Source organism: Pseudomonas nitroreducens (assembly GCF_010994165.1).
Taxonomy (GTDB): domain Bacteria; phylum Pseudomonadota; class Gammaproteobacteria; order Pseudomonadales; family Pseudomonadaceae; genus Pseudomonas; species Pseudomonas nitroreducens.
This window is the reverse complement of the sequence record NZ_WMBX01000006.1, coordinates 93,290-110,900: the sequence shown is the minus strand read 5'-3', so window position 1 is coordinate 110,900 and position 17,611 is coordinate 93,290. Positions and strand designations below refer to the sequence as shown.

Genomic DNA, 17,611 nt, shown 5'->3' with positions numbered 1-17,611 from the left:
GCGCCCCGCAGATGCGGGGTACGCACTAAGCTTGGAGAAGCGGGGGCTGCGGCCCCCGTTTTACTTTTTCCGCAACCGGCCGCACGCCCATGTCCATTCCCTCACCCTGGCGCTCCGACTTCCCGGCCCTCGCCGCCTTCGAGGCCGAAGGCCAGACCTACCTCGACAGCGCCGCCACCGCGCAGAAGCCGCGCGCCATGATCGACGCCCTCGCCGGCTACTACGCCAGTGGCGCCGCCAACGTACACCGTGCCCAGCACCTGCCCGGCGAGCGCGCCACCCGCGCCTTCGAAGCGACCCGCAGCCTGGCCGCCAGCTGGCTCAATGGCGGCAGCCCGGCGCAGATCATCTTCACCCGTGGCGCCACCGAAGCCCTGAACCTGCTGGCCTACGGACTGGAGGCGGACTTCCACAGCGGTGACGAGATCGTCGTCAGCGCCCTGGAGCACCACGCCAACCTGCTGCCCTGGCAGCAACTGGCCAAGCGTCGCGGCTTGAAACTGGTGATCCTGCCGCTGGACAGTGACGGCCGCATCGACCTGAACCGCGCCGCCAGCCTGATCGGCCCGCGCACGCGCCTGCTTGCCGTCAGCCAGCTGTCCAACGTGCTTGGCACCTGGCAACCGCTGCCGGAGCTGTTGCAGATGGCTCGGCAGCACGGCGCGTTGACCGTGGTGGATGGCGCCCAGGGCGTTGTCCACGGCCGGCACAACCTGTCGGCACTCGGCTGTGATTTCTATGTCTGCTCCAGCCACAAACTTTACGGCCCGGAAGGCCTCGGCCTGCTCTGGGGCCGCCCGGAGTCGCTCGAGCGACTGGCGCACTGGCAATTCGGCGGCGAGATGGTGCGCGTTGCTGACTACTTCGACGCACAGTTCCATAACGCCCCGATGGGCTTCGAGGCCGGCACCCCGCCCATCGGCCCGGTGATCGCCCTGGGCGCCACGCTGCAGTGGCTGGCCGCCCAGGACAGGGCCGAAGTCAGCGCCCACGAGGATTTCCTCCACGCTCGCCTGCTCGCCGGCCTGCGCGCCCGTGATGGCGTGCGCGTGCTGGGCGAACCGGAAGTGGCGCTGGCCAGTTTCGTGGTCGAGGGCGTACATGTGGCCGACCTCGGCCATCTGCTCACCGAACAGGGCATTGCCGTGCGCGCCGGGCACCACTGCGCCATGCCGCTGATGAAGACCCTCGACGTGGCCGGTGCCCTGCGGGTCTCCCTTGGCCTCTACAACGACAGTGCCGACCTGGAACGTTTCTTCATCGCTCTGGACAGCGCCCTGGAGTTGCTGCGATGAGCCTGCCCGCCGCAGCCGCCGAGGCGCTGCAGGCCTTCACTGCCTTGCAGGGCTGGGAGCAACGGGCACGCCTGCTGATGCAATGGGGCGAACGCCTGGAGCCGTTGAGCGAAACCGAGCGCAGCGACGGGCACCGCGTGCAGGGCTGCGAGAGCAACGTCTGGCTGCTGGCTGACTCGCGGGATGGCCGCTGGTATTTCCGCGCCTACAGCGATGCGCGCCTGCTGCGCGGGTTGCTGGCGTTGCTGCTGGTACGGGTGGAAGGCTTGCCGGTGGACGAGCTGTCTGCCATCGACCTGCCCGACTGGTTCAATCGGCTGGGCCTGGGCCGGCAACTCTCGCCGTCGCGCAGCAACGGCCTGAATGCAGTCCTGAAGCGCATGCAGGAACTGGTCAGCGACTGAGCACCTGCTTTTTCGTAGGAGCGAGCTTGCTCGCGAACCCACCCGACACCAAGGCATCCAGCCGAAGCGTTCGCGAGCATGGGCTAGGCGCCCCTCAGTCCTACAAAGGCGCCTAGCCTGCGGAACGCTCCGAAGGCCGCCGCGCCCCGGCGACGATCTTGTCCACCGCCCGCGCCGCCGCGACCATGCCGAAGGTCGCCGTGACCATCATCACCGCGCCGAAACCGCCGGCGCAGTCCAGCTTCACGCCCTCGCCGACGAAACTCTTCGACTGGCACACCGTGCCGTCCGGCTTGGGATAGCGCAGTTGCTCGGTGGAAAACACGCATTGCACGCTGTAATGCCGGCCCGGCGTGCGCGAGAAGTTGTAGTCGCGGCGCAGCATGGAACGGACCTTGGCGGCCAGCGGGTCGTTGAACGTCTTGTTCAGGTCGGCGACCTGGATCTGCGTCGGATCGACCTGCCCGCCCGCGCCACCGGTGGTGATGATCTGCAGCTTGCGGCGCTTGCACCAGGCGATCAGCGCAGCCTTGGCGGCGACGCTGTCGATGCAGTCGATCACGCAATCCAGCTCCGGGGTGATGTAGTCCGCCATGGTTTCACGAGTAACGAAATCGGCTACAGCGTGTACGACGATGCCGGGATTGATTGCCTTCAGGCGCTCGGCCATGACCTCGACCTTGGGCTTGCCCACGGCGCCGGCCAGCGCATGCACTTGGCGATTGGTGTTGGTGACGCAGACGTCATCGAGATCGAACAGGGAAATCTCGCCCACGCCGCTACGCGCCAGGGCCTCGGCCGCCCAGGAGCCCACGCCGCCGATCCCGACCACCGCCACATGGCTGGCCGCCAGACGCTCCAGGCCCTCACGGCCGTAGAGCCGCGCGATTCCGCCGAAACGCTGTTCATCCAGTTGCATCGCCCACACCTCGCATCGAAACGGCCGGCATTCTATAACGACCGGTCGCCCATAACGACCAGCCTTGGCGAGCGTGCAACAAAGCCGGATTGCCGCAGTCTCAGCCACGCGCCTGCCACACATTCTAAACTGTCGGAAAATACCCACGCTCGCCGTCTCGGCGGACGGTGCCGGCAACCTGTACAGCCCCCGGAGTGCGGGGTAGGATGCGCCCCGACCGAAGAGTCTCCCGCGGAGACTGTCCCGGCCCCTCCCCGTTCCACCCTTTGGAACCCGATCGCACCATGTCTTCACGCAAGTTCGGCCTCAACCTGGTGGTTTTCGTCGCCCTCGCGGCACTCTTCACCGGCTTCTGGGCTCTCTACAACCGCCCGGTCAGCGTTCCCGACTGGCCGGAAAGCATTTCCGGATTCTCCTTCTCGCCCTTCCGCCTGAACCAGAATCCGCAGAAGGACCAGTTCCCCAGCGACGATGAGATCCGCTCGGACCTGGAACTGGTCTCCAGGAACACCGACAACATCCGCACCTACTCGGTGAAGGGCTCACTGGCCGACATCCCGCGCCTGGCGGAAGAGCTCGGCATGCGTGTCAGCCTCGGTATCTGGATCGGCCCGGACGAAGCCGAGAACGAGGCCGAAATCGAGCGCGGCATCGAGATCGCCAACAACTCGCGCAGTGTCGTGCGGGTCATCGTCGGCAACGAGGCGCTGTTCCGCCGCGAGGTCACCGTCGAGCAACTCACCGCCTACCTGGACCGCGTGCGCAAGGCGGTGAAGGTGCCGGTGACGACCGCCGAGCAATGGCACATCTACGAGAAATACCCGGAGATGGCCAAGCACGTCGACCTGATCGCCGCCCACGTGCTGCCGTACTGGGAATACACGCCGATGGACAACGCCGTGCCGTTCGTCCTCGAGCGCGCCAAGGAGCTGCGCGCCAAGTTCCCGCGCAAGCCGCTGCTGCTGGCCGAAGTCGGCTGGCCGAGCAACGGCCGCATGCGCGGCGCCGCCGACGCCACCCAGGCGGACCAGGCCATCTACCTGCGCACGCTGACCAATGCGCTGAACAAGCGGGGCTACAACTACTTCGTCGTTGAGGCCTTCGACCAACCCTGGAAAGTCGGCGACGAAGGCTCGGTGGGTGCCTACTGGGGCGTGTATAACGCCCAGCGCCAACCCAAGTTCAACTTCACCGGGCCGGTGGTGAACATCCCGCAATGGCGCGCCCTGGCGGTCGCCTCGGTGGTGATGGCGCTGCTTGCCCTGACCCTGCTGATGATCGACGGCAGCGCCCTGCGCCAGCGCGGGCGGACCTTCCTCACCGTGGTCGCCTTTGCTGGCGGCTCGGTGCTGGTGTGGATCGCCTACGACTACAGCCAGCAATACAGCACCTGGTTCAGCCTGACCGTCGGCGGCCTGCTGGGCATCGGCGCGCTGGGCGTATTCATCGTCCTGCTCACCGAGGCCCATGAACTGGCCGAGACCGTGTGGGTGCGCAAGCGCCGCCGGCCGTTCGACCCAGTGCTGACCGATACCGGCTATCGGCCCAAGGTCTCGGTGCACGTGCCCTGCTACAACGAACCGCCGGAGATGATGAAGAAGACCCTGGATGCGCTCTCCAGGCTCGACTATCCGGATTTCGAAGTCCTGATCATCGACAACAACACCAAGGACCCGGCGGTCTGGGAACCGGTGCGCGACTACTGCGAAGTCCTCGGCCCGCGCTTCCGCTTCTTCCACGTCGCGCCCCTGGCCGGCTTCAAGGGCGGCGCGCTGAACTACATCCTGCCGCACACCGCGCCGGACGTCGAAGTCGTCGCGGTGATCGACGCCGACTACTGCGTCGAGCCGAACTGGCTCAAGCAGATGGTGCCGCATTTCAGCGATCCGAAGATCGCCGTGGTGCAGTCTCCACAGGACTACCACGACGGCGAGGAAAACGTCTTCAAGAAGCTCTGCTACGCCGAGTACAAGGGCTTCTTCCACATTGGCATGGTCACCCGCAACGACCGCGACGCGATCATCCAGCACGGCACCATGACCATGATCCGCCGGACCGTGATGGACGAACTCAAGTGGGCCGACTGGACCATCTGCGAGGACGCCGAGCTGGGCCTGCGGGTGTTCGAGAAGGGCTATTCGGCCGCCTACTCGCACCAGAGCTTCGGCAAGGGCGTGATGCCCGACACCTTCATCGACTACAAGAAGCAGCGCTTCCGCTGGGCCTATGGCGCCATCCAGATCATGAAGGGCCACGCCCGCGCGCTGTTCCAGGGCAAGGACAGCAAGCTCACCCTCGGCCAGCGCTACCACTTCATCGCCGGCTGGCTGCCGTGGATCGCCGACGGCATGAACATCTTCTTCACCGTCGGCGCGCTGCTCTGGTCCTCGGCGATGATCATCGTGCCCAAGCGGGTCGATCCGCCGCTGCTGATCTTCGCCATCCCGCCGCTGGCGCTGTTCTTCTTCAAGTTCGGCAAGATCATGTTCCTCTACCGCCGTGCCGTGGGCGTCAACCTCCTGCGTTCGTTCCAGGCGGCGGTGGCAGGCCTTGCGCTGTCGCACACCATCGCCAAGGCGGTGCTCTACGGGGCGTTCACCAAGACCATCCCGTTCTTCCGCACGCCGAAGATGGCCTCCAACCACGGCCTGCTGGTGGCACTGGCAGAGGCGCGCGAGGAGGTCTTCATCATGCTGCTGCTGTGGGGCGCCGCACTGGGCATCGTGCTGGTGCAGGGCGTACCGAGCCGCGACATGATGTTCTGGGTGGCCATGCTGCTGGTGCAGTCGCTGCCCTACCTCGCCGCACTGGTGATGGCGCTGCTGTCCGCCGCGCCCAAGGCTCAGGAGGCGCCGGCAGCGGATGTCGCGCCGGCCAACTGATGCAAAGCCTGCGGGAGCGAGCCTGCTCGCTCCCGCTGGGTGAACCGTACCGCTGATCCGCTCCCGAGAACGCCGGCCAAACGCCGGCGTTTTTGCTTTAAGATGGGCGCCTTTTTCCGTTCCACCCCCAGGATGCCCTCAATGTCCCTCTCGCCGACCCTGGCCCTCGCCTGCGAGCTGATTCGCCGTCCCTCCGTCACACCGGTCGATGCCGACTGCCAGCAGCTGATGATGCAGCGCCTGGACGCCTGCGGCTTCGCCCTGGAGCCCATGCGCATCGAGGATGTGGATAACTTCTGGGCCCTGCGCCAGGGCCGCGACGGCGCCAATGGCCCGGTGCTGTGCTTCGCCGGCCACACCGACGTCGTCCCCACCGGCCCCGAGCAGGCCTGGCAGCACCAGCCGTTCGACGCTCTGATCGATGCCGACGGCATGCTTTGCGGCCGTGGCGCGGCGGACATGAAAGGCAGCCTGGCGTCGATGATCATCGCCACCGAGCGCTTCATCGCCGACCACCCCGACCACCGCGGCAGCATCGCCTACCTGATCACCAGCGACGAGGAAGGTCCCGCCCATCACGGCACCAAGGCCGTGGTCGAGCGCCTCAAGGCCCGCAATGAGCGCCTGGACTGGTGCATCGTCGGCGAGCCGTCGAGCACCACCCTAGTGGGCGACATCGTCAAGAACGGTCGCCGCGGCTCCCTCGGCGCCACCCTGACCGTGCGCGGCAAGCAGGGCCACGTGGCCTACCCGCACCTGGCGAAGAACCCGATCCACCTCGCCGCCCCGGCCCTGGCCGAACTCGCCGCCGAACACTGGGACAACGGCAACGACTACTTCCCGCCGACCAGCTTCCAGATCTCCAACATCAACGGCGGCACCGGCGCGACCAACGTGATTCCGGGCGACCTGAAGGTGATCTTCAACTTCCGCTTCTCCACCGAATCCACCGTGGAGGGCCTGCAGCAACGCGTCGCGGCGATCCTCGACAAGCACGGCCTGGAGTGGCACATCGACTGGGCGCTGTCCGGCCTGCCCTTCCTCACCCAGCCCGGCGAGCTGCTCGATGGCGTGGCGGCGGCGATCCGCGCAGTCACCGGCCGCGAGACCACGCCGTCGACCTCCGGCGGCACCTCCGATGGCCGCTTCATCGCCACCATGGGCACCCAGGTGGTCGAACTCGGTCCTGTGAACGCCACCATTCACCAGGTGGACGAACGTGTACTGGCCAGCGACCTCGATGTGCTGACCGAAATCTATTACCAGACCCTGGTGCGACTGCTGGCATGACTGGACCGAACAAAGGCTTCTGCCTGGGCGCCATCCAGCCCGACACCCCGCCGCCCGCGCCAGCCGCCGAGCGCCGCTATTCCTTGCGCGTGTACCAGATTGCCCAGCGCCGCCGCTCGCTGCCCACCGTGCTGCGCAACGACCTGCCGCAGCCGCTGGGACCGGGGAAGAAGTGATGCTGATCTGTCCGCTGTGCCGCGAGGCACTCACCGAAGCCGACAACGGCGTGGCCTGCCCCGCCGGGCACCGCTTCGACCGCGCACGCCAGGGCTACCTGAACCTGCTGCCGGTGCAGCACAAGAAGAGTCTCGATCCAGGCGATAACGCCGCCATGGTCGAGGCGCGCCGCTATTTCCTCGGCGCCGGGCACTATGCACCGCTGGCCAGGCACCTGGCCGAACTCGCTGCCGAGCGGGCTCCCGGTCGCTGGCTGGATATCGGCTGCGGCGAGGGTTACTACACCGCGCAGCTGGGCGAAGCCCTGCCCCAGGCCGACGGCTATGCCCTGGACATCTCCCGCGAAGCCGTGAAACGCGCGTGCAAGCGCGCCCCGCAACTGACCTGGATGGTCGCCAGCATGGCCCGCGTGCCGCTGGCCGATGCTTCCTGCCAGTTGCTGGCCAGCGTGTTCAGCCCGATCGACTGGAAGGAAGCCACACGCCTGCTGACTCCCGGAGGCGGCGTGCTGCGCCTGGGCCCGGCACGCGACCACCTGCTGGAACTGCGCGAACGCCTGTACGACGAAGTGCGCGAATACGTCGAAGACAAGCACCTCGTCGATCTGCCTGAAGAACTGAAGCTGGCGCACACCGAACAACTGAGCTTCAGGCTGCCGCTGGAAACCCGCGAAGCCCGCGAGCACCTGCTGGCGATGACGCCCCACGGCTGGCGGGTCAACGCCGAGCGACGCGAACGCATCCTCGCCGAGCCCTTCGAGGTGACGGTCGCGGTACGCTACGATTGGCTGCAACGCCAAGAACCCTGACGAGGACGCCATGCGCCAACCGGATATCGAGATCTACATCAAGGATGCCGACCAGGCCGCCGTCAGCGCCTGGCTGGAAAAGGCACTTGGCCCTTGCAGCGAATGGCGCAAACAGGGCGAAACCCTCAAGTGCACCGCCGGTGGCATCCCTGCGACCTGGCTGCCGAAAGCCGTGGGCAAGTGGAACAGCCTGTTCCTCGAAAGTGACCGTACGCCATGGGACGACGACGCCGCCTGTGCCCGCGATGCCTGCGCCGCGCTGGACGTGGAAGTGCGCTGTGCACCAGGCAGTTGGAGCGAGGATCAGGGCGAGGAAGACGCGGACCGCTGGCTGAAAGTGACCGCCGCGGGCGTCGAGGAAATCACCTGGCGCACAGGCTGAACGCTGGCTTGCGCAAGGCTGTAAAAACAAAGGCCCGTCCAATGGACGGGCCTTTGTTTTTTCGGGGGCTCAGACCTTGGCGACGTCTTCCGCCTGGAGGCCTTTCTGACCCTGGATCACCGAGAACTCCACTTTCTGGCCTTCGACCAGGGAGCGGTGACCATCGCCACGAATGGCACGGTAGTGAACGAAAACGTCCGGACCGCTATCGCGTTGAATGAATCCATAACCTTTGGCGTCATTGAACCACTTGACGGTTCCGACCTCACGATCAGCCATTACCACACTCTCCAACTTGCCTATTATTTTTGGATGGCCCCCGGGAATGAGGACTTCGGCAGTCGCCGGCTGAACGCTTTCCTTATCATCCAACCCGCACCGAATGGCACGTAGGAAGGTAATTCGAATAACGCCGACGGGCGACAGCGCTCCCGAGTATATAAATCAAAAGTTACAGCTGAAAAGCACTTTTTCATCCCCTCCGCGCCCCTATGACCAAACAGGACAAAGTGCCATTTTTCGGGGCCTGCAGAGCCATTTTGGTGCTCGTTACCACGCGTAACGAAAGTGTTTCGAACGTGGACCTTTTCGCACTTTCACGCATTTGCGGCGGGTAGTTTCGTTCCCGCTCGTCCGCTTGAGCGAGCTTCCGAAAAATCTTTCAGACAACGGATCAGCCGGCGCTCCAGTTGCCGCTGCGACGATATGCCCGACTATTCCGCTGCTGAATAGGCGATCCGTTCTTCATCCAAGTCGATGGAGATATCCCGCAGAACTCTCCTTCGCACATCAAACTGCGGACAGGCCGTGCACCATCGCGTTTCTTTATGTCACGGCTACCCACCGCCGCAATTCAGGGACTGACCTGATAACCCCGGCCCTGCATACAACCGCCATAGGCGCTGGCACTTGCCGAACTCTGGGTACGCCGATCCTGCCGACGCTCCTGGCGCTGCCGCATGCCACCGACCGCCGCACCGGCAGCCGCCACTTCGCCGGCACGGTTCTGCCGGTACTGCTGTTTGGCATCGTCGCTGGCGCGGTCGTAGAGTTCGTCGTGCTGCTGCCCGCGCACTTCTGCGCCGACGGCTCCGGCCGCCGCGCCCTTCGCCGCACCGCGAACCCGTCCGCCGACATGCGGATCGGAACTGGAACTGCTGGCCGCCGCCGCGTTGCAATCGGCCATATCCTGCTGCATCTGCTGACTGCTCTGCCCTTTGAGCGGAACCACTGTCTGGGCCTGGGCAGGCAGCGCGGCGCAAAACGCCAGCAGGCATCCCAAGGTAAGCGCACGCATCGCGGAACCTCCCTAGAAGTTCATCCCTCAAAGGGCAGGATAGCCGCTACCCACGGGGCATCCGCGCAACTCCGACCAAGCGCTCGCGGCTTTGCTGGCGGGGGCCTAATCCGGCAAACTAGCCGGTCTGAGCAATCGCTCGTTTTATTTCTGCCAGCCATAGGGCCTGTATGCCTCGTTACCCGTTCCGCCGCTTCGGTTTCGGTGCCCTGCGCCGCCTGCTTTACCTCTGGGTGCGCTCGGAAACCATCAACCAGTCGTCCTTCAGCCTGAAGATCGACCGCAGCAAACCGGTCCTGTACGTCCTGCAGCAGCCCTCGGTGAGCGACCTCGCCGTGGTGGATACCGAATGCCGCAAGGCCGGCCTGCCGCGCCCGGTCATGCCGGTGGCAGTGGGTGAATCCATCGAACCCGCCGCCTTCTTCTACCTGACCCCCGAGCCCGACTGGCTGGGTCGCCAGGACAAACGCGGCGCCCCGCCAGCGTTGGTGCGCATGCTCGGCGCCATCGGCCAGAACGGCATCGACGATGCGCAGATCGTCCCGGTCAGCGTGTTCTGGGGCCAATCGCCGGACAGCGAAAAGAGCGCTTGGAAGCTGCTGTTCGCCGACAACTGGGCCGTCACTGGCCGACTGCGCAAGCTGGCGCGCATCCTCATCCTCGGCCGCAAGACCCGCGTGCAGTTTTCAGCCCCCATCCATCTGCGCGAACTGGTGGAGCAGAACAAGGGCCACGAACGCACCCTGCGCATGGTCCAGCGCATCCTGCGCGTGCACTTCCGCAACCAGAAGACCGCAGTGATCGGCCCTGACCTCTCCCACCGCCGAAACCTGGTCAAGGGCCTGTTGCGTGCGCCGCTGGTGCGCCAGGCGATCCAGGAAGAATGCGAAACCCAGAAGATTTCCCAGGAAAAGGCTGAAGCCGCCGCCCTGCGTTATGCCAACGAGATCGCCGCCGATGTCTCCTACCCGGTGATCCGCTTCCTCGAAGTGACCCTGACCTGGTTCTGGAACAAGCTCTACGAGGGCGTGAAGGTCAACCACATCGAGCGCGTCCAGGAAGTCGCCCAGGGTCACGAGATCGTCTACGTGCCCTGCCATCGCAGCCACATCGACTACCTGCTGCTGTCCTACCTGCTGTTCCGCAACGGCCTGACCCCGCCGCACATCGCCGCCGGCATCAACCTCAACATGCCGGTGGTGGGCTCTATCCTGCGTCGCGGCGGGGCCTTCTTCATGCGCCGCAGCTTCAAGGGCAACCAGCTGTACACCGCGGTGTTCAACGAATACCTGCACACCCTGTTCAGCCGTGGCTTCTCCACCGAGTACTTCGTCGAGGGCGGCCGCTCCCGCACCGGGCGCATGCTGCACCCGCGCACCGGCATGCTGGCGATCACCCTGCGCAGCTTCCTCCGTGACTCGCGCCGTCCCATCGTCTTCGTCCCCGTGTACATCGGCTACGAGCGCGTGCTCGAAGGCCGCACCTACCTGGGTGAACTGCGAGGAGCGGCGAAGAAGAAGGAGTCGATATTCGATATCTTCAAGGTCATCGGCGCACTCAAGCAGCGCTTCGGTCAAGTCTGGGTGAACTTCGGCGAGCCGATTCACCTCGACCGCTTCCTCGACCAGCAACAACCGGATTGGCGCCAACAGGAGCTGGGGCCGGAATACCGCCCAGCCTGGCTGTCGGAGACCACCAACCACCTGGCCCGCGACGTCGCCCGCCATCTCAACGATGCTGCCGCGATCAACCCGGTAAACCTGGTGGCACTGGCACTGCTATCCACTACCCGGCTGGCACTGGACGAAACCGCCCTGGCGCGGGTGATCGACCTCTACCTCGACCTGCTGCACAAGGTGCCCTACTCGCCCAGCGCCACACTGCCCGAGGGCGACGGGCAGCAGTTGATCGAGTACGTGAAGAGCATGAACCTGCTCAGCGAGCAGAAGGACGCCCTCGGCCGCATCTGCTACCTCGATGAACAAAACGCGGTACTGATGACCTACTACCGCAACAACGTCCTGCACATCTTTGCCCTGCCGGCGCTGATCGCCAGCTTCTTCCAGAACAGTGGCCGAATCAGTCGGGAACAGCTCCTGCGCTACACCCGCGCGCTGTACCCGTACCTGCAGGCCGAGCTGTTCATCCGCTGGAGCCTGGACGAGCTGGACGCGGTGGTCGACCAGTGGCTGCAGGCCATGGTCGCCAGCGAACTGCTCAAACAGGAGAACGACACCTTCATCCGTCCGGCGCCCAGCTCGCGACAGTATGTGCTGCTGACCCTGCTGGCCCGCGCCATCACCCAGACCCTGCAGCGCTTCTACATGTCCATATCGCTGGTGCTCAACGCCGGACAGAAGCAGCTCACCGCCGAGGAACTGGAAAACCTCTGCACCGTGATGGCCCAGCGCCTGTCGGTCCTCCATGGCCTCAATGCCCCGGAGTTCTTCGACAAGAGCCTGTTCCGTCACTTCATCCAGACCCTGCTGGACGAAGGCGTGCTGCGCAGGGACGAGAACGGCAAGCTGAGCTACCACGAACTGCTCGGCGAACTGGCCGAGGGAGCCGCCAAGCGCGTGCTGCCAGCGGAAATTCGCCTATCCATCCGCCAGGTCGCCCTGGAGCGCCCGCCCCAGGAAGAAACCGCTCCCGCCGAGCAGCCGCCCGCCAGCCAGAGCTGAGCCCTGCTGCCCTCTGACGGCGGCTTGACGCCCCTGCACCACGACCGATAGATTTCTGACGATTATCGGTCGCGGTCAGGGACGCTCAACGTGTTCAACAGGATTCTGATCGTCTGCGTCGGCAATATCTGCCGAAGCCCAATCGCCGAACACCTGCTGCGCGAATCCCTGCAGGGCACCAATATCGCCGTGGCCTCCGCCGGGCTCAGCGCGCTGGTCGGCCACCCCATCGACAATACCGCCCTCGCCATCCTCCGCCGCCACGGTCACCACCCCCAACCTCACCGAGCCCGCCAGCTCAACGCCGAGATGATCCATGAGGCCAATCTCATCCTGGTCATGGAGCAATCGCAGATCGACAGCGTGATTCGCCTGGCACCTGAGGCCCGCGGCAAAACCTTCCTATTGGGCAAATGGCAGACCGATCAGGAGATCCCGGACCCTTACCGCAAAGGCCCGGAAGCCTTCGAACGCGCGTACTCGCTGATCGAATCGGCGGTCGCCCCGTGGATCGGTCGCGTGCGAGCTCGCCGGTAATTTGGCGACTTATTCGCCATCCGAAAAAAGCGTCAGAAATCCTTACATTGCACTGTTGAAAAAGGCTACGCTCTAGCCCAGCAAGACCATATCCAGCTGTTTGGTCTCCCAGTTACGACAAGTAATTTTCCAGGGGCCTACATCGCTTTATGAAGATCCTGCACATCACCGAGTCCTTCGGCGGCGGCGTCACCTCGGCCATCAACTCCTACATCCTCAACTCCCAGCAGCATGAGCACTACCTGCTCGCCTCGGTGCGCAAGGGCGATACCACCGGTGAGGAAAGTCAGGGCCTGTTCAAGCACATGGAACTGGTGCCGCGCCGGCTTTCCAGCCTGGCGCGGGTGAAGCCCTACATCGATCGCATACAGCCGGACGTCATCCACCTGCACAGCACCTACGCCGGCGCGCTGATCCGCGCCTTGCCGTTCATCCCGGCGCAGAAGATCGTCTACACCCCGCACGGTTTCGCCTTCCTGCGTGGCGATCATCCCTTGATGCTGAAGGCCTACCGCGCCATCGAGTCGCTGCTGGCACGGCGCACCGCAGTGATCGCCGGCTGCGGCATGGATGAACAACGCATTGCCGGGGAACTGATCGAACCGGGGCATACCCTGGGGCTGGTCAATGTTTGCGACGAACTGCCGGAGGTGCCGACAGTTCGCAGCCTCACCAGCAAGCCTGTGGTTGGCATGGTCGGGCGTATCAGCCGGCAGAAGGGCCATGAATACTTCCGCGCCATGGCCGAAAGCTGCCGGGAAATCGCCCACTTCAAATGGATTGGCGGAGGCGATGCTCGCGCCATGGCGGAACTGGAGCACGCCGGTATCGAAGTGACGGGATGGCGCCCACGCGCTGAAGTCATCGCACACATGCAGGGGCTGGACCTCTACTTCCACACTGCCGCGTGGGACGGATTTCCGATTTCAGTGCTGGAAGCAGCGAAACTCGACCTGCCCATCGCACTGCGGCGCATCGGTCCCTTTGTCGCCGAAGGACTATCCACCGCGCGGGATCTAGCAGAGGCAAAAAGGCAAGTCCTGGCCTTTGCCCAGGGCGACCCGCTCGTGCAGGCCGACCTGATCCGCAACAGCCACAGCATCCAGAGCTTGCACTGCGGCGAACAGTTGCAGTCTTCGCTGGAGAACCTCTACGCTCGCTTCACCCCACCAAGCCCAGTCCAGCGACTGGCCGCCAACTGACTCTCAGTCCTGCCCCGAAGGGCAGGCTCCCTCCCTCAACCCCCATAAACTCCGCTTCCCCTCCGCACGCGCAAATCATCTTTCAACTCCCCCACATTCCCATGCGCTCAGATAACCGCACTGGATCAATCGGCGAACTGGTGAGAGCGGCATTGCGCCACCAGAATCGTCTGCCACTACCCCCCTTTTGAAGGGATTCCCTTTAACCCTCCTCAGATAATTCCCAAACCCACAAAACGGTAGGAAACCGCATTGAATCACCTGTCCCCGAAGCTTAATTTTCGCGCCCCATAGGTAGCGATCTATAAACGTAGCGGTGGTCAGCGTGTTCAACAATGTACTGGTTATCTGCGCAGGCAACATCTGCCGCAGCCCAACAGGTGAGCATTTGCTGCGGCGCAACCTGGGCGGCACGGGCATCAGGGTCAGCTCCGCCGGTCTGACTGCCTTCGTCGGCCACCCTCTCGAGCGCCACGCCCTCGACACCCTGCAGCGCCACGGCCATCAACCACAGGAGCATCAGGCTCGCCAACTGACACCGCAGATCCTGCTGGCATCCGATCTGGTGCTCGTCATGGAGCACCGGCACCTGCAGGACGTCATCCGGCTATCACCGGTATCCCGTGGCAAGACCTTCCTGCTCGGTAAATGGCAGAGCGAGCGCGAAATTCCGGACCCGTACCGCCGCGGAACGGCAGCGTTCGAGCATGCCTACGCCTTGATCGAGGAAGGCGTAGATGCCTGGTCCCGACGCCTTCAACCTCAACGCTGAATCCATCAAGAAGCCCCTTATGCAATACCCTCAAGCGCCGGCCATTCAGCCGGCCGTCAGTGACGATGACGAAATCGACCTGCTGGCTCTGTTCGGCACGTTGCTCGACCACAAATGGATGATCGCAGGCATCACCGCTGGCTTCCTGCTGGCCGGTGCCGCCTATGCCGTGCTGGCCACGCCAATCTACCGAGCCTCCGCCACCATCCAGGTAGAGCAGAAAACACCCGGCATTCCGGGCCTGACGGAAATGAGCGATATGCTCGGCGGTCCTCAGTCACCCGCCGTGACGGAGATCCAGTTGCTGACCTCGCGCAATGTCATCGGCAAGGCCGTGGACACGCTGCACCTGGATATCGACGTCCAGCCGTCGGAGTTCCCGGTAATCGGCAGCTTCATGCAACGCCATTATCAGCCGACGCAGCCCGGCGAAGTGGCAGCCCCCGTTCTGGGCATGAGCCGTTTTGCCTGGGGAGGTGAATCGCTGGAGATATTCCAGCTGGAAGTCCCCGACGCCCTGCTGGAAGACAAGCTCACGCTGATTGCCGGGGAGAACGGCAGATTCCAACTGTTCGACGATGACGACAACCTGCTCGTAGACGGTGTAGTCGGGCAAGCCTATGACCAGCAAGGCATCAAGCTTCAGGTCCAGGGCCTGCGCGCCAATCCCGGCACGCGCTTTCGCGTCATCAAACACCGGCGGCTGAGCACCATCCTGGACTATCAGGACGCCCTGAAGGTCTCGGAGACCGGCAAGGAGTCCGGCATCATCGACCTGTCGCTGGACGACGACGACTCCGCGCGCGCATTGGCTGTTCTCGATGAAATCAGCCAGCAGTACGTCCGCCAGAACGTTCAACGTGCGTCGGCGGAAGCCGCGTCCAGCCTCGAGTTCCTCCGTGGCCAACTGCCTGAAGTGCGGCGTGATCTGGAAACGGCCGAAAATGCCCTGAGCAGCTACCAGACCAAGGCCAAGTCCGCCGATATCAGCCTGGAAACCAAAGCCCTGCTCGACCAGAGCGTCGCCTTGGACACCAGCATCTCCGAGCTGAAATTGCAGCAGGCGGAAATGGACCGCAAGTTCACCCGCCAGCACCCGGCGTACCAGGCCCTGGCCAAGCAGATCGGCGAACTTACCGCCAAGCAGAATGGCCTGTCCAAGCGCGTCGAAGGCCTGCCGGAAACCCAGCAGGACCTGCTGCGCCTGACTCGCGATGTCGAGGTCAGCACCACCATCTACACGCAACTGCTGAACAAGAGCCAGGAGCTCGACGTAGTGCGCGCAGGCGCGGTGGGCAATGTGCGTGTCATCGATAGCGCCGATGTCGACACCACCAAGCCGGTGAAACCGAAAAAGGCATTGATCGTTGCAATCGCCACCCTGCTCGGCCTGTTTACCGCCATCGCCCTGGTGCTGCTGCGCAAAGCCCTGAACCGCGGCATCGAAACGGTAGATGCCATCGAACAACTGGGCCTGCCGGTCTACGCCTCCGTTCCGTTCAGCGTGTTGCACAAATCCGCGGAAGACGAACGCCGTGGCGGCAAGAAAGACAGCCGTGCTGCCGCCCCCCTGCTCGCGACAAGCCATCCGACTGACCTGGCTATCGAGTCCCTGCGCAGCCTGCGCACCAGCTTGCACTTCGCCATGCTGGAGTCCGGCGACAACCGCCTGATGATCTCCGGCCCAAGCCCGGATGTTGGCAAGTCCTTCGTCAGCTCAAACCTGGCTGCCGTGATCGCCCAGACCGGACAGCGTGTACTGCTGATCGATGTCGACATGCGCAAGGGCTATTTACACAAGACACTGGGCGTAAGCGAGAAGTCCGGCCTTTCGGACCTGCTCATTCGCCGCTGCAGCTTCGAACAGGCAGTGCAGCAGACCAACGTGGAAAACCTCTACTTCATCTCGCGCGGTGCGATTCCCCCGAATCCCTCCGAACTGCTGATGCATTCGAACTTCACCAACCTGTTGGAAACCGCGAGCAACGCCTTCGACCTCATCATCCTGGACACTCCTCCCCTGCTCGCCGTTACCGACGCCGCCATCGTTGGACACCAGGCAGGCACCAGCATGATCGTCACTCGCTTCGGCAAGAACGCCCCGCGCGAGATCGAACTGACTATTCGCCGCTTCGCGCAGAATGGAATCCAGCTCAAAGGAGCCATTCTCAACGGCGTGATGCGCCGCGCAGCGGACTACTACGGGAATGGCGCTTACAGCAACTATCAGTACGAGTACCTATCGGACAAGTCCTGACTGCCCATGAGCCATACCCCGCAAGGGGAGAGAGACATGCAAGCTACAGCGGAAAAACGTTGGTACCTCGTTCAGTGCAAACCCAAGCAGGGCTTTCGTGCACTCGAACATCTGCAACACCAGGGGTATGAGTGCCTGCTGCCCACCCACGAGATTGAACGGCTGCGGAATGGCCAATGGGTCCGCCAAGAGGAAGCACTTTTTCCTGGCTACCTGTTCATCGAACTGGACACCTTGCAAGACAACTGGATGCCGATTCGCTCGACACGGGGCGTCAGCCAAATCGTTCGGTTCGGCCCCAATCCGCTACCCGTTCCCGACCACATCATTGGGCACCTTCGACTTCGTGATCAACCACTGGAGCATGAATTACAGCCTGGAGACAGAGTCGTAGTCGACTGGTCCGGCACCAAAAGCATGGAAGCCATATTTATCGCGAAAGACGGCACCGAGCGAGTGTTGTTGCTACTTAATCTTCTACAACGAGAAGTGCAAGTCAGTGTTTCTACTCGCAGCTTTAGTAAGGCCGACTGATAGCTGGCCTGAATATTTATTAACCACCCCAGTATTTATCTGCATTTTGCAAATAGATATACAACATGGCCTAAACGTCTCAGGAGCTGAACGAAAAATCCTGGGGCGGTAGCGTGCCTGAATACTTTACATGCCGAAAATCCCATTATCCAGAATAGGCAATCTCGCCCTTCG

General features: G+C 63.6%; 16 protein-coding genes. 13 read left to right on the top strand and 3 right to left on the bottom strand.

Going from position 1 to position 17,611, the window contains the following annotated elements; all coding sequences use genetic code 11:
* Nucleotides 1-89 precede the first annotated feature (89 nt).
* Nucleotides 90-1,295: an aminotransferase class V-fold PLP-dependent enzyme gene (locus tag GJV37_RS24380; protein WP_193453014.1), complete on the top strand. Its 1,206-nt coding sequence runs from the start codon at nucleotides 90-92 to the stop codon at nucleotides 1,293-1,295.
* Nucleotides 1,292-1,699, top strand: coding sequence for a SufE family protein (locus GJV37_RS24375; RefSeq protein WP_024766091.1), 408 nt, complete (start codon nucleotides 1,292-1,294; stop codon nucleotides 1,697-1,699). Before GJV37_RS24380 ends, GJV37_RS24375 begins: the two co-directional genes overlap by 4 nt.
* Before the next feature lie 112 nt (nucleotides 1,700-1,811).
* Here GJV37_RS24375 and tcdA read toward each other — a convergent pair whose 3' ends face one another.
* The gene (tcdA, locus tag GJV37_RS24370) at nucleotides 1,812-2,618 is read right to left on the bottom strand and encodes a tRNA cyclic N6-threonylcarbamoyladenosine(37) synthase TcdA (protein ID WP_024766092.1); all 807 of its coding nucleotides are present in this window, start codon (nucleotides 2,616-2,618) and stop codon (nucleotides 1,812-1,814) included.
* A 284-nt stretch (nucleotides 2,619-2,902) separates the two neighbouring features.
* On the opposite strand from tcdA, the gene GJV37_RS24365 reads away from it, so the two are divergent.
* The 5 genes from GJV37_RS24365 (at nucleotide 2,903) to GJV37_RS24345 (ending at nucleotide 8,157) form a co-directional block, all read left to right on the top strand.
* Entirely contained in the window at nucleotides 2,903-5,500 is a 2,598-nt protein-coding gene (locus tag GJV37_RS24365) for a glycosyltransferase (protein ID WP_193453013.1), read from the top strand.
* A gap of 132 nt (nucleotides 5,501-5,632) precedes the next feature.
* Nucleotides 5,633-6,790, top strand: coding sequence for a succinyl-diaminopimelate desuccinylase (gene dapE / locus GJV37_RS24360; protein WP_193453012.1), 1,158 nt, complete (start codon nucleotides 5,633-5,635; stop codon nucleotides 6,788-6,790).
* Entirely contained in the window at nucleotides 6,787-6,966 is a 180-nt protein-coding gene (locus tag GJV37_RS24355) for a hypothetical protein (RefSeq protein ID WP_024766714.1), read from the top strand. The genes dapE and GJV37_RS24355 overlap by 4 nt, the downstream gene beginning before the upstream one ends.
* Nucleotides 6,966-7,775: a putative RNA methyltransferase gene (locus GJV37_RS24350; protein WP_024766715.1), complete on the top strand. Its 810-nt coding sequence runs from the start codon at nucleotides 6,966-6,968 to the stop codon at nucleotides 7,773-7,775. Before GJV37_RS24355 ends, GJV37_RS24350 begins: the two co-directional genes overlap by 1 nt.
* A 10-nt stretch (nucleotides 7,776-7,785) precedes the next feature.
* Nucleotides 7,786-8,157 carry a hypothetical protein gene (locus GJV37_RS24345; protein ID WP_024766716.1) on the top strand — a complete coding sequence of 124 codons (372 nt, stop codon included), beginning with the start codon at nucleotides 7,786-7,788 and terminating at the stop codon, nucleotides 8,155-8,157.
* A 69-nt stretch (nucleotides 8,158-8,226) separates the two neighbouring features.
* On the opposite strand, the gene GJV37_RS24340 is transcribed toward GJV37_RS24345, so the two are convergent.
* The gene (locus GJV37_RS24340; RefSeq protein ID WP_015476243.1) at nucleotides 8,227-8,436 is read right to left on the bottom strand and encodes a cold-shock protein; all 210 of its coding nucleotides are present in this window, start codon (nucleotides 8,434-8,436) and stop codon (nucleotides 8,227-8,229) included.
* Nucleotides 8,437-9,010: 574 nt separating this feature from the next.
* On the bottom strand, nucleotides 9,011-9,454 hold the full coding sequence (locus GJV37_RS24335; RefSeq protein ID WP_024766717.1) for a YMGG-like glycine zipper-containing protein: 444 nt from the start codon (nucleotides 9,452-9,454) through the stop codon (nucleotides 9,011-9,013).
* Between the two features lie 170 nt (nucleotides 9,455-9,624).
* Here GJV37_RS24335 and plsB point away from each other — a divergent pair, with 170 nt between their 5' ends.
* The 6 genes from plsB (at nucleotide 9,625) to rfaH (ending at nucleotide 17,437) form a co-directional block, all read left to right on the top strand.
* Complete coding sequence (plsB, locus tag GJV37_RS24330) at nucleotides 9,625-12,135, top strand: glycerol-3-phosphate 1-O-acyltransferase PlsB (RefSeq protein ID WP_193453011.1); 2,511 nt, start codon at nucleotides 9,625-9,627, stop codon at nucleotides 12,133-12,135.
* A gap of 90 nt (nucleotides 12,136-12,225) precedes the next feature.
* Entirely contained in the window at nucleotides 12,226-12,672 is a 447-nt protein-coding gene (locus tag GJV37_RS24325; RefSeq protein WP_024766719.1) for a low molecular weight protein-tyrosine-phosphatase, read from the top strand.
* A gap of 149 nt (nucleotides 12,673-12,821) precedes the next feature.
* Nucleotides 12,822-13,874 (top strand): glycosyltransferase family 4 protein, encoded by a 1,053-nt coding sequence (locus GJV37_RS24320; RefSeq protein WP_024766720.1) that lies wholly within the window; start codon nucleotides 12,822-12,824, stop codon nucleotides 13,872-13,874.
* Between the two features lie 325 nt (nucleotides 13,875-14,199).
* A complete protein-coding gene (locus GJV37_RS24315) occupies nucleotides 14,200-14,646 on the top strand; it encodes a low molecular weight protein-tyrosine-phosphatase (protein WP_193453010.1) in 447 nt (148 codons plus the stop codon).
* A gap of 19 nt (nucleotides 14,647-14,665) precedes the next feature.
* Nucleotides 14,666-16,903 (top strand): polysaccharide biosynthesis tyrosine autokinase, encoded by a 2,238-nt coding sequence (locus GJV37_RS24310; RefSeq protein WP_024766722.1) that lies wholly within the window; start codon nucleotides 14,666-14,668, stop codon nucleotides 16,901-16,903.
* A gap of 36 nt (nucleotides 16,904-16,939) precedes the next feature.
* Entirely contained in the window at nucleotides 16,940-17,437 is a 498-nt protein-coding gene (gene rfaH, locus GJV37_RS24305) for a transcription/translation regulatory transformer protein RfaH (RefSeq protein WP_169887311.1), read from the top strand.
* Nucleotides 17,438-17,611: the final 174 nt, after the last annotated feature.